The organism is Brevibacillus fluminis (genome assembly GCF_052072235.1).
Classification (GTDB): Bacteria; Bacillota; Bacilli; order Brevibacillales; family Brevibacillaceae; genus Brevibacillus_D; species Brevibacillus_D fluminis_A.
Window position 1 is genome coordinate 4050461 of sequence record NZ_CM125436.1, and the last position, 11978, is coordinate 4062438.

The window sequence follows — 11978 nt, forward strand, 5'->3', positions numbered from 1 at the left end:
ACCTCAATTCCTCGCTGGTTGTACCTCTATACATTCTTTTATCCTAATCGAAATCCTGTCAGAATGCTTGTGGTACTTGGTGGATGTCATGCCATTTCATGCGTGTGCCCAAGCTTGCGTGGCATTTCGCCCTTTGCATGAGTCTGCGCTTGCGTTTTTGCCCGTGACGACGAATGACGGCGCCGACAAAAACGAGACAAATCCCCCCGCCTTCCGATTGGAAAGCGAGGGGATTTTGCTTGTTTGCGTATGCACTCTACAGATAAACGGCATTTACCTTTTCGCAATGCGGGCACACGGCTACTTTGCCGTTCCGTCCCCATTCGTCCTCCACGCGATACCCTCTGATCTTGTCAGAGTAGCAGAAGAGACATTCGGTTTTGAAATCCATGTCGTACTGGGCTTTCCAGACGATCGATTTGAAGTCTTCCCCCACGTTGATCGTAATGGAAACATGCGGTTCATCCTGTGGTATTGTGAACGCTCGGCGCATAAAAAGTGTCATCCTTTCGGCTTGCTTCGTCTTTTCGTATCCTTTAGCTTTTCCAAGTTTTTCGAATCATATACCACAACAATTTGCAAATATGGGCGTCTGCCTCGTGACCCCTTTCGGATTACCGCCATATGTTATGGATGTAAGTGAAAAGAGAAAAAACATCAAGGAGGAAGTCATTTATGAGCAGCATTTTTAACGGTGGTTTTGGAGATTGCTTTGCATTGATCCTGGTGTTGTTCATTCTGTTGGTCATCATCGGCGCAGCGGAGTGCTAAAAACGGTAACCCTAACTACTTTATTGATATAAGGAGGATGTAAGCATGGGTGGAATTTTTGGAGAAGACTCATTTGCATTGGTACTGGTGCTGTTCATCTTGCTGGTAATCGTCGGAGCAGCTGACTGCTAATCGATGAACGCACGGGAAAAGGGCTGGCGCATGCGCCAGTCTTTTTTCTGTTTGCGGCCAAATGCCGTGTCCGGCAAGGCTCAAGTGCGTGCAAAATGTGTACAATAAGAAGGATGTCCAAGGAAAGCGAGGGAAAGAGCGATGAAAGATTCCCGTCTCCAGCAGTTGGCAAGCAACCTCGTCAACTACTCGACACGTGTGCAACCGGGTGAAAACGTGCTGATTTATGCGGTCGGCCATGTCCCTGAACTGGTCAAATCGGTGATTTCCGAGGTGTACAAGGCCGGCGGCAACCCTTACGTCCAGCTGATCGATCCGTTGATCCAGCGTGAGCTTCTGTTCAACATCAATAAAAATCAGCTGGCGATCATGCGCGAGGCGGACGTCGCCTTCATGAAGCGGATGGATTGCTACATCGGCATTCGCTCGGGCGACAACATCAACGAGCTGTCGGATGTACCGAGCGACAAGATGAGCTTGCACAGCCGCCTTTTGGTGCGACCTGTGCTGGATGTGCGCGTCCCCGACACAAAATGGGTGATTTTGCGCTATCCGAATGCGTCCATGGCCCAGCTCGCCTCGATGAGCACGGATGCCTTTGAAGATTTTTATTTCAATGTGTGCAATCTGGACTACAGCAAAATGTCGGACGCAATGGAAAATTTGGTGGCGCTTATGGAAAAAACCGATCAGGTGCGCATCACGGGTCCTGGCACCGACTTGCGTTTTTCCATCAAGGGGATTCCGGCGATCAAATGCGCAGGGGCAAACAACATCCCGGACGGCGAGGTGTTCACGGCCCCGGTGAAGGATTCGGTCAACGGCGTCATTTCCTATAACACGCCTTCCCCATATCAAGGCTATACGTACGAGAATGTGAAGCTCACGTTCAAGGATGGGAAGATCGTCGAGGCCACAGCCAGCGATACGGAAAGAATCAACAAGGTGTTCGATACGGATGAAGGTGCCCGCTATGTAGGGGAATTCGCCATCGGGGTGAATCCGTACATCCAAAATCCAATGAAAGACATTTTATTTGACGAAAAAATTGACGGCAGCTTCCACTTTACGCCTGGCCAAAGCTATGACGAGGCGCCAAACGGCAACAAATCGTCGATCCACTGGGATCTCGTCTGCATACAGCGCCCGGAATGGGGCGGCGGGGAAATCTATTTCGACGGAACCTTGATCCGCAAAGACGGCCGCTTCGTCGTACCCGAGCTGGAGTGCCTGAATCCGGACAAGCTGCGGTAGCGCATCCATAAAACACAAAAGACGATGGGCTGGCTGGCACCATCGTCTTTTTCTATGCTACGCCTTCACTTCAGCGTTTGTTTTTTTCAGCAAGCGGTCTTTGTTGTCTTCCAAAAATTGCACAGTGCTCTGAATATAATGTAAGGAATAGTCCCATGAAAATTGCTGGAATTCATCCATCCCATCGGCCAGCTTCGCGCGGGATTTGGCCGTGTGCGCCAGTAAATCTTTTTGGTGCTGCAAACAAGCATCGAACAGCTTCTCCTGCTCTTGTGGTGTGCGCTTACCAGCAAAAAACAGCTTCACAAGCATGTCAGAACGAACGATCGGTGGCTGAATCGGCGTCATCATTTCTTTTTGGAACAATTCTTTTCCGCTGTCTGTGATACTGTATAAAATCTTATTCGGTTTGCCCGATTGAATGATTTCCCGTTTCGTTACCAGTCCTTCTTCTTCCAGTTTGCGCAGGGCAGGGTAAATCGCGCCGAAGCTGGCGTCATAAAAGAAACCGATGCTGTTGGAAAAGAACTGCTTAATATCGTATCCGCTCATCTCCCCATCATTTAAAAAACCCAAAATAATCGTTTTAACATCCATTATGAGCCTCCGAGTGTGTGAAAAGTTGTTCTGTACATAACTGCGTATACTTACCTTGACCATTATAAAAGCTAAATCAATCATATATCAATATGACGGAAAGTGTGAATCAATATTTGGGCTTCCCACATGTTTCCTCCCACCATAAAATGATGCATACCTATCTGTTGTGGGGGGACATATGCGTGAAGAGGAAAAAATGGTCTGGCTATATAAAAAGTAAATACCCGATCTCCAGCAGTTTAAACCCACAAAATTTCCTCGTTCCGTTAGTGGAACAAGTCAAAGACGGGGTTGTTTCCATCGTGACAGAAGACCACGTCTCTACCTCTCGCGTGGACCAGATGATCAAAGAGCTGTTTCGCCAGCAATCCGCCAACAATCTGGCAACGGAGCGCAGCTTCGGTTCCGGGTTCATCTTTCACCCAAGCGGATATATACTCACGTCCGAGCACGTTGTCGGCAAATCAAAAACCATCCTTGTCAAGCTTTGCAACGGACGGATTTTTGAGGCGAAACGTGTCCATAGCGATCCTGTTCGCGACTATGCGATCATCAAGATCAATGCCGATTGCCGCTTGTACCCGCTCCCGCTGGGTGATTCGACCCAGACAAAGGTCGGAGAATGGGTCATCAGCATCGGTTCACCGTCATGTGCCAAAGGGATAAAAACACCGCGACACTCCTTTCATAGGCAAAAAAAAGCCGACCACTACTAGTAGTAAGTCGGAAGGGTTTGTACGTGATAATGAAATTATATCGAAAGCCCTATTGCAAATCAGTAGTCGGTTACAGGTAACACTACCTGCAATCGCTACATCTGCCATATTCACACAAGAAATAAGACAACCACTCTGCAAGAATTGGTTGCCTTGATCAAGGAATGCATGCCCCAAGAAAATCATTACTAGATGGCGAGGCCGGTTGGGCCTCTCCTATTCTTATCATCGACATCGCCAGCTGCAAAATTTATAGGACAATGCTGGAAAGGAAGGGAAACTCCCCCTTACACATTCTTTTCCAATTCGATTTCATCCCGGATGGGAATGCCGTCATTGCCATAGAGCGGGATTTGCGGCTTTTGCTTGCGCGCCGCTTCCACTGCGTCCCGGTAGATGCGAACCAGCGCATACCCGCGCTTCTGGTAAAAGCGCAGCGCGTGCAAATTATCGTTCGTCGTGATCAGCCACAGTCGCGTAAGACCGTTTTCGCGGGCCACCTGCTCGACAGCCTGCAGCAGTCCCGTTCCGATACCGATTCCTTCGCGCACGCTGTCCAGCGAGACGATCTCGCAGGCCCCTTCTTTGCTTTCATACGTAAGCAAGCCCACCGGCTCTCCATTCACAAAAGCGGCAAAGCCGGGCAACCGGTCGCATTGATGGACCCCTTTGCTGTAGACCATCTGCGTGCTGCCCCAATGCTCCAGCAAAAATTCGCGCACCCAGTCCAGATCGCTTTCGCCGATCGCGCGTATCGCAAACTCTTCCATGTCACTCGCCTCCATGGTAAGAGTTTACTGCTGTTTGAATATTTTGCAAGCGGTTTATTATCGCAAAGCTTCGACTAATCTATGCTATAATAGATTCACTAAATGACGAACAGATAGTAGGGGTAATTTGCATGTCGGCAAACGTCGAACTTTCCATCCTTTTTGGATTTTGCATAACATTTGGAATGATCTTGTTCAATCGCGCGATTCCCAAGCAAGCGAAGCGGACGGGCGGGCCGTTCGCAGCCTTGTTTGTCATGCTCATCACTGTAAGCGTCATCCTGTTCAGCTGCATCCCGCTGGTGCTGATTCTCACTGCGATTCTTTGGCTGTCCGGCTGGCTTTTCCCCAATCTGGTGGATCACTCCCATCTGCTGCCCTTGTTCCTCTTTTCGCTCTTGAGCGTCATTTTGCTGATTTTCTATGAGTTGCTGGCGGAACCGTTCCTCAAAGCGTTTCTTCAGCAAATCGGCTTATCACCCGAGTGGGCGGTCGTTGCGGAATTGATCGCCACCATTTTCATCATGCTGCTGCTGTCCGCCACCATCGTCAAAGGTGTGCTCCTGTCGTCGATGGCCGCACTTTTTGTTTCCACGGCATGCGTCACGTTCGGGCATTTTCTCGATCGGGCATTCCCTGCGAAAAAATCGCGTTAAGCCTTGGTTTCCACGATAGACCGCCGTTCTTTGCCGGATGCAGAGAGCGGCGGTTTTTTTGCTGCGTCCGGCTGGCACTCGGCCATTTTCGGCAGCAGCTCCCGCAGAATAAAGCCATATACCGCCTCCAAAGCGGCCAAGCTCGGCTTTTGCATGCTCCCATCCCTCCCTATTCCCCATCGTATGTCGCACGGCTTGTTGAACATTTCCGCTGTTTGCGCTGTCCAGGCCGTTTTCGCCTGCGTCAAACATAGACTAAGGAAGAGAAGCTGGAGGTGAAGGGAACCGATGAGAGCAGCGCTTTACGGACGGGTATCGACGGAAGAACAGGCACAGGAGGGGTTTTCCATCGCCGCCCAAAAGGAAAAGCTGTCCGCCTATGCCCACTCACAAGATTGGCAAATCGCAGGCTGCTATTTTGACGAGGGCGTCAGCGGAAAGCATACCGACCGCCCCGAACTGAACCGTCTGCTCCACGATGTGCAATCCGGCAGCCTGGATGTCGTACTGGTCTACCGATTGGACCGGCTGACACGCTCCGTGCTGGACCTGTACCAGCTGCTGCAAGAGTTCGAGCGGTACCGCGTCAGCTTCTGCAGCGCGACCGAGGCGTATGATACGACGACAGCGATCGGCCGCCTGTTCATTACGCTTGTGGCGGCACTCGCCCAGTGGGAGCGGGAAAATTTGGCTGAACGGGTGAAATTGGGCATGGAGCAGATGGCCTTGGAGCAAAAGCGCCCCGGCGGGCCTCCGCCCTATGGCTTTGCCCTTGATGCAGATGGACTGCGTGTCATCCCGGAGGAAGCGGAAGTGGTGAAAGACATTTTCCAATGGCATGTGGACGGACTCGGGGCAGCCGCCATCGCCAGACGGCTGAATCAGCGGCGAGTACCTCCCAAGCACGGTTCGCGCTGGGCTGAATCCACGCTGCACCGGATGCTGCGCAATCACGTCTACTATGGCGCGCTGCGCTGGAATTACGCGGAAAAAGGGACCGGTGCCAATCCACCGGAGAAATGGGTGCTGCTTGAGGGGGTTTATGAGCCGATTATTACAAAGGAAACGTTTCTCGCGGCGCAGACGATGCTTTCGGTGCGGACGGACCGTCATCCGCGGCAGCTCGCCTCCGACTATCTGTTTTCCGGCTTGCTGCACTGTGCCCGGTGCGGCCGCCCGATGTTCGGCAAAACCGGTCACGTCAACAAAAACGGACGCTCTTACCGCTATCGCTTCTATCACTGCACAGGAAAACGGACGCGCGACTGCGACGCCCCGCTCATTCGGGAAGATCGCTTGGCCGAACACTTTGCCACGGACGTGCTCGCCCATATCGAACCCGATGAACGCGCCGCCCTGAAGGTGCTGGAACAATACAGGCACCCCCGCCGGCAAAAAACAGCGGCGCTTCAGCGCGAACTGGCAAAACTGCAAGCCCGCAAGCACCGCTGGCATCTGGCCTATCTCGATCAAGTCATCACGCAGGAAGAGCTGGCGTTTGGCTTGCAGACCGAACGCGAGCAGGAAGAGAGGCTGCGCGCACAGCTGGCGGAGCACGCTGCTTGCCCGACCGGAGAAGCTGACGCTCCCGATCGCGCACCTCTTCTCATGCAAAACCTCCCGTTAGCCTGGGCCTCTGCTGCACCGCTCGAGAAAAAGCAGCTGCTTTCGCTTTTGCTCGAGCGGCTTGATGCAGATTGCGATAAACGCCAGGTTCGCATCACAAGCACCGTCTATCGTTAGCCGCCGGCGATCATCTTGCCTCGAACGCGCCAGCGCCTCCCGTCTTTTTTGCCCTTTGCTGCGCGGCGGTTCTCCGTTAGGTTTGGAAAACTCCGTCACAGCCGGGTTGCTACGTTGCCACCGATTCGCCGCGGGCAGCCTGTGCGAGCGCTCCTGCCAGCCATTCGGAAAATGACTGCCATTCCAGCTCGTTCACCTGCCGGTCGGCCGCTATCGTCAGCTTGATTGTCCCGTTGGTCGTCTCAATGACCGCAAGCGGTCGCTGCTCCTCCATCCGCTCCCCTCCTTTCCTCGCCTTACGCTTACCTTATGCGCTTGTCGGACTGTCCCATGTCGGCCGGCCGATCGGCCACAACCAGCACATCGACGTGCCGTACCAGGCGCAGCAGCCGTTCCACGACCGAGCCTTTGCAAATTTCCGCAAGCCGTGTCCGGGCGGAATGTCCGATGATGACCTGTGTCGCCCGCTTTTCATTCACCGCATGGGCCAGCACCACAACCGCGCGGCGGCGCGACGGTGCCACGTACTGTTCGAATTGGCCGCCAAGCCGTTCCGTGATCTGTTTGATCCGCTCCAGCAGCCGCTTCTCCGCTTCCGACAAACTGGGCTTCTCCTGTACGTACGCCACATACCATTCGGCTTTTAACCGGTACGCAATCCGAAACCCGTGGCGAATCAGCCGCTCGGAATCGGGGCGCAGATTGACGCAAACAAAAATGGCCTCCTGTTTTTGCCAAGCGCCGCGCAGCGCCCCCCTTCGCTCCCAAGCCTCCAGCCGTTCATCCACATCATCCGCCACCTCGCGCAAGGCAAGCTCGCGCAGCGCGATCAAGTTGACCTTTTTAAAAAATTGGCCCAGCGCCTGCTCCACCTTCTCCGGCGCATAAACATTGCCTTCGCGCATGCGCTGCCGGAGCGCTTCCGGCGCAATGTCGATCAGCTCAACCTCATCGGCATGCTGCAGCATATGGTCCGGGACGGTCTCCCGCACCCGGACGCCCGTAATCTGCTCCACACTGTCGTTCAAGCTCTCGAGATGCTGCACGTTCACCGTCGTAATGACCGAAATGCCGGCCGCAAGCAGCCGTTCCACATCTTGATACCGCTTCTCGAATGGACTATCCGGCACGTTCGTGTGTGCCAGCTCGTCAACCAGCACAACCTCGGGATTGCGGGCGATAATTGCATCCGTGTCCATTTCTTCCAGCCATACGTTGCGGTACGCAAGCTTTTTTCGCGGGATGAGCGCAAGTTCGCCCACTTGTTCCAGCGTTTCCTTGCGTCCGTGCGTTTCCAAAAGCCCGATGACGACATCGATTCCTTTGCGCTTTAGCACATTCCCTTCGCGCAGCATCGCGTACGTTTTGCCAACGCCAGGAGCAGCGCCGATATACACTTTGAGACGGCCGCGCTGCATCTTCATGACGCGCCGCTTCATTTCATCGGTGGTAAGCCGACGGTACGGGTCAGGCGGGCGCATCGGCTGCTTGCGCCGGGCGGGCAGCACCCGCTCGCCGTCGCGCTTCATCCGGTCGGCGACGAGAAACACATCGATGCTGCGCGTTTTCCGCAAAATTTGGTTGCAAATCGAGCCGTACGCAATCTCGTGCCAACGGCTCCGGTTCGACTGCCCCATCACAATGCGTGTGACCTTATGCCGCATCGCATAGGAAACGATTGCTTGCGATACGCTTTGGTGCCGTTCCAGCACCAGCTCCTCGAAAGCACCGCCAACCTTCTCCGCCAGCCGGGCAATCGCCCGCCGGAATGCAGCCTCCTCCGCTGTCAATTCGACCCCCTCCTTGCGAAAGCAGACGATAAGCAGCTCCGCGCCTAACCGATTGGCAACCTGCTGGCCGCGCCGGATCAAAATCGACCCGTTGGCATGGTACTGCGCTGTGACCAAAATGCGCTCTGCCGCGCCAGACGGACCGATCAGTCCCAGCTGGTCGCGGTATTCATCGAGCGTCTCGTTCACTTCCCCCGCCATGATCCGCAGCGACAGCTCGCGCAAGACCGCCAAGTTATGCCGACGGTACAGCTGCTTTGCCCCCTTTTTGGCCATCGCTTTCGCATCGAGGCTCCCTTCGGCGAGGCGCGCGAGAATCGCGTCCGGGGTCACATCCAGGAGCTTGACTTCATCGGCCAATGCCAATGTATCCTCCGGGACGAACTCGGTGACCTGGACCGTCGTCCCTTTCAGCACTTTGTCGGCAATCTCTTTCACGCCTGCCAGCTCGTAAATATTCACCGTCGTAATCACGCTGATTTTGTGTGCGAGCAGCTCCTTAATATCGCTTAACCGGTCGGGACGCGGGGCACCCGGGGCATTGCGGTGCGCCAAGCCATCGACCAGCACCACTTCCGGATCGCGGGAAAGGATCGCTGCCACATCCAGATCATGGCGAGGTCCGTCCTCACCCTGCCACTCGATTGTCGGCATGCGCGGCAGCGCGGCGGCAAGCTCGCCCATTTGCTCAAGGTCGGCTTCACCGAGCACACCGATCACCACATCGAGGCCGCGCTTCTGCATTTGCAAACCGTCAGTCAGCAGCCGATACGTTTTGCCGACACCGCGAACCGCTCCGAGAATAATCGTCAGCCGCCCGCGCGCCATGGTCGCGATGGATTCCAGAATCTCTTCCGGCGATTTCCGGCGAAATGGCTCTGCCATCCTAGCGCAGCTGATCCAATGCCAGATTCAATTTCAACACGTTCACTCGCGGCTCGCCAAACAAGCCAAGCGACGGCCCCACCGTCTGTTCCGCGATCAACTGTTCCAGCCTCCTGGGATCGAGGCCACGCGCTTGCGCAATTCGCGCCACCTGAATCTTTGCCGCTTGCACGGAAAGATCCGGATCGAGCCCCGAGGCTGAGTTGGTCAGCAAGTCCGCCGGAATGTCTTCTTTTTTCACGCCCGGATTGGCTGCGAGAAAAGCCGCAACATCTTTTTCCACCCGTTCTTTCAAGGCAGGATTGGACGGCGCATAGTTATTGGAGCCCGAACCCGCTGCATTGTTAGTAATAGAAGAAACGCGCCCAGTAAAGTATTGCGGAGCAGAAAAGCTTTGTCCGATCAACTCCGAGCCGATCACCTTGCCTGCCGGATCGGTAATCAGGCTGCCCTCTGCCTGATTCGGCATGATGGCTTGCGCAAGGCCCGTCATCGTCAGCGGATAAATGAGCCCGCACAACACGAGCAAAACGAGGCTGATTCGCAAATTTTTCAACATGATGGTCACCTGTGCTTTCTGTCAAAAGTGGGAGCGGGGCGGCGCTTACGCCAGCCCTGCTGCATGCATGAGGAGATCGATCGCCTTGATGCCGACAAACGGTACGATGATACCGCCTGCGCCAAACAGCAGCAGATTGCGCGACAACAGCTTGCTGGCGCTCATCGGCACATACTTGACGCCTTTCATCGCCAACGGAATCAGAAGCGGAATGATAACCGCGTTGAAAATCAGTGCCGACAGGATGGCGCTTTGCGGCGAGGACAAACCCATAATATTCAGCGTCTGCATTTGCGGAATCGCGAGCATGAACATGGCAGGGATGATCGCAAAGTATTTGGCCACATCGTTGGCGATGCTGAAGGTGGTCAAAGCGCCGCGCGTCATGAGCAGCTGCTTGCCGATCGCGACAACCTCGATGATTTTGGTCGGATCGGAATCGAGGTCGACCATGTTGGCCGCTTCCTTGGCAGCAATCGTGCCGCTGTTCATCGCCAGACCCACGTCCGCCTGGGCCAATGCCGGCGCGTCGTTCGTTCCATCCCCTGTCATTGCCACCAGCTTGCCTTGCGACTGCTCGCGGCGGATCAAGGCGATTTTATCCTCTGGCTTCGCCTCTGCGACGAAATCGTCCACACCTGCTTCTTTCGCGATGGTCGCAGCGGTCAGCGGGTTATCTCCCGTGCACATGACCGTGCGAATCCCCATCCGGCGCAACTCGTCGAAACGCTCCTTCATCCCCGCTTTCACCGTATCTTTCAAATAGATCAAGCCAAGAATCTGCGTCCCCGCCAGAATGGCCAGCGGCGTCCCGCCTTCTTTTGCGATCTGCTCCGTTTTGGCATCGAGGTCAGCGGGAATCGTACCGCCGTGCGCAATCGCAAACTGCTTGATCGCATCCACCGCACCTTTGCGGATTTCGCTCCCGTCGGCAAAAATCGTGCCGCTCATCCTTGTCTGCGCCTGGAACTCGATGCCCTCGCTGCCTGTGCCCATCAGCTCCGCATGCGCCACGCCCATTTTTTTCGCCAGTTCAATGATCGAACGCCCCTCTGGCGTCTCGTCATGGATCGAGCTTAAGGCCGCAGCCCGCGTGCACTCCGCCGGGGTGGTTCCGCCTACCGGAATAAACTGCGATGCCATCCGGTTCCCGTACGTAATCGTTCCTGTTTTATCCAAAATGATCGTATTGATGTCGCCCGCCGCTTCAACCGCCTTCCCTGACATGGCGATGACGTTGAATCGCGTCACCCGGTCCATTCCGGCGATTCCGATCGCCGACAAGAGTCCGCCGATCGTCGTTGGGATCAAGCAAACCAACAGGGCAATCAGCGTCGCGATCGGAATCGCCACATGGACGTAGGCCGCGATCGGCTGCAGTGTTACGCACACGATCAAGAAAATCAGCGTCAGGCTGACGAGCAGCGTGTTCAAGGCGATTTCGTTCGGCGTTTTCTGACGTTTGGCTCCTTCCACCAGCTGAATCATCCGGTCGAGGAACGATTCGCCCGGGTCCGTCGAGATGCGCACCACAATCCGGTCGCTGACGACGCGCGTTCCGCCGGTAACCGAGCTGAAATCGCCGCCCGATTCCTTGATCACCGGTGCCGATTCACCGGTAATGGCCGATTCATCGACAGACGCGATCCCCTCGATCACCTCCCCATCGCTTGGGATCAGCTGGTTGGCTTCGATGACGACAATGTCGCCTTTGCGCAGCTCCGTGGACGGCACTTCGCGGATGGAGCCGTCTTTTTGCAACAGGCGGGCCGTCGTCTCCTGCTTTGTTTTTTTCAGGCTGTCCGCCTGCGCCTTGCCTCTGCCTTCTGCAAGCGCCTCGGCAAAATTGGCGAACCAGATCGTCACGAACAGGATGAAGCAGACGATGCCGTTATCGAGCGGGTCGGCTTCCGCGCCAAACATGCCGGGTACGATTGTGAGCAGCAGTGTAATCACAAACCCTACCTCGACGATGAACATCACCGGATTTTTGCTCATGACCCGCGGGTCGAATTTGCGGAATGCGTCCGCGAACGCTTGCTTGTAAACGGTATTGGTAAGCGCATGTTTGCGCGCAGAACTCATTTTGATTTCCCCTTTGT

General features: G+C 55.0%; 14 protein-coding genes. 6 read left to right on the forward strand and 8 right to left on the reverse strand.

Features of this window, described 5'->3' with window-relative positions:
* Positions 1 to 256: 256 nt before the first annotated feature.
* Positions 257 to 493 (reverse strand): hypothetical protein, encoded by a 237-nt coding sequence (locus ACTID9_RS20170; RefSeq protein ID WP_441066675.1) that lies wholly within the window; start codon positions 491 to 493, stop codon positions 257 to 259.
* 182 nt (positions 494 to 675) lie between these two features.
* Here ACTID9_RS20170 and ACTID9_RS20175 point away from each other — a divergent pair, with 182 nt between their 5' ends.
* The 3 genes from ACTID9_RS20175 (at position 676) to ACTID9_RS20185 (ending at position 2157) form a co-directional block, all read left to right on the forward strand.
* The gene (locus ACTID9_RS20175) at positions 676 to 771 is read left to right on the forward strand and encodes a YjcZ family sporulation protein (protein WP_122919138.1); all 96 of its coding nucleotides are present in this window, start codon (positions 676 to 678) and stop codon (positions 769 to 771) included.
* A gap of 45 nt (positions 772 to 816) precedes the next feature.
* Positions 817 to 903 carry a YjcZ family sporulation protein gene (locus ACTID9_RS20180; RefSeq protein ID WP_441072665.1) on the forward strand — a complete coding sequence of 29 codons (87 nt, stop codon included), beginning with the start codon at positions 817 to 819 and terminating at the stop codon, positions 901 to 903.
* A 141-nt stretch (positions 904 to 1044) separates the two neighbouring features.
* Positions 1045 to 2157 carry an aminopeptidase gene (locus ACTID9_RS20185; RefSeq protein WP_441066676.1) on the forward strand — a complete coding sequence of 371 codons (1113 nt, stop codon included), beginning with the start codon at positions 1045 to 1047 and terminating at the stop codon, positions 2155 to 2157.
* A gap of 57 nt (positions 2158 to 2214) precedes the next feature.
* Here the strand turns inward: ACTID9_RS20185 and ACTID9_RS20190 are convergent, their stop codons facing one another.
* Complete coding sequence (locus ACTID9_RS20190; RefSeq protein ID WP_441066677.1) at positions 2215 to 2754, reverse strand: PadR family transcriptional regulator; 540 nt, start codon at positions 2752 to 2754, stop codon at positions 2215 to 2217.
* 185 nt (positions 2755 to 2939) lie between these two features.
* Here ACTID9_RS20190 and ACTID9_RS20195 point away from each other — a divergent pair, with 185 nt between their 5' ends.
* Positions 2940 to 3473 carry a trypsin-like peptidase domain-containing protein gene (locus tag ACTID9_RS20195; protein WP_441066678.1) on the forward strand — a complete coding sequence of 178 codons (534 nt, stop codon included), beginning with the start codon at positions 2940 to 2942 and terminating at the stop codon, positions 3471 to 3473.
* Positions 3474 to 3760: 287 nt separating this feature from the next.
* Here the strand turns inward: ACTID9_RS20195 and ACTID9_RS20200 are convergent, their stop codons facing one another.
* Positions 3761 to 4243 (reverse strand): GNAT family N-acetyltransferase, encoded by a 483-nt coding sequence (locus ACTID9_RS20200; RefSeq protein WP_441066679.1) that lies wholly within the window; start codon positions 4241 to 4243, stop codon positions 3761 to 3763.
* A gap of 131 nt (positions 4244 to 4374) precedes the next feature.
* Between ACTID9_RS20200 and ACTID9_RS20205 the strand changes: the two genes are divergently transcribed.
* Positions 4375 to 4899: a hypothetical protein gene (locus ACTID9_RS20205; protein WP_441066680.1), complete on the forward strand. Its 525-nt coding sequence runs from the start codon at positions 4375 to 4377 to the stop codon at positions 4897 to 4899.
* Here ACTID9_RS20205 and ACTID9_RS20210 read toward each other — a convergent pair.
* Positions 4896 to 5054 carry a hypothetical protein gene (locus ACTID9_RS20210; protein WP_441066681.1) on the reverse strand — a complete coding sequence of 53 codons (159 nt, stop codon included), beginning with the start codon at positions 5052 to 5054 and terminating at the stop codon, positions 4896 to 4898. The genes ACTID9_RS20205 and ACTID9_RS20210 overlap by 4 nt on opposite strands.
* A gap of 133 nt (positions 5055 to 5187) precedes the next feature.
* Here ACTID9_RS20210 and ACTID9_RS20215 point away from each other — a divergent pair, with 133 nt between their 5' ends.
* A complete protein-coding gene (locus ACTID9_RS20215) occupies positions 5188 to 6642 on the forward strand; it encodes a recombinase family protein (protein WP_441066682.1) in 1455 nt (484 codons plus the stop codon).
* Positions 6643 to 6751: 109 nt separating this feature from the next.
* On the opposite strand, the gene ACTID9_RS20220 is transcribed toward ACTID9_RS20215, so the two are convergent.
* From ACTID9_RS20220 to kdpB, 4 genes are read right to left on the reverse strand one after another with little or no spacing between them, the layout of a single operon-like run.
* Positions 6752 to 6916 carry a hypothetical protein gene (locus ACTID9_RS20220; RefSeq protein WP_441066683.1) on the reverse strand — a complete coding sequence of 55 codons (165 nt, stop codon included), beginning with the start codon at positions 6914 to 6916 and terminating at the stop codon, positions 6752 to 6754.
* A gap of 28 nt (positions 6917 to 6944) precedes the next feature.
* Positions 6945 to 9317 carry a universal stress protein gene (locus ACTID9_RS20225; protein WP_441066684.1) on the reverse strand — a complete coding sequence of 791 codons (2373 nt, stop codon included), beginning with the start codon at positions 9315 to 9317 and terminating at the stop codon, positions 6945 to 6947.
* A gap of 1 nt (position 9318) precedes the next feature.
* Complete coding sequence (gene kdpC / locus ACTID9_RS20230) at positions 9319 to 9876, reverse strand: potassium-transporting ATPase subunit KdpC (protein ID WP_441066685.1); 558 nt, start codon at positions 9874 to 9876, stop codon at positions 9319 to 9321.
* 45 nt (positions 9877 to 9921) lie between these two features.
* Entirely contained in the window at positions 9922 to 11961 is a 2040-nt protein-coding gene (kdpB, locus tag ACTID9_RS20235; RefSeq protein WP_441066686.1) for a potassium-transporting ATPase subunit KdpB, read from the reverse strand.
* Between the last annotated feature and the right edge of the window lie 17 nt (positions 11962 to 11978).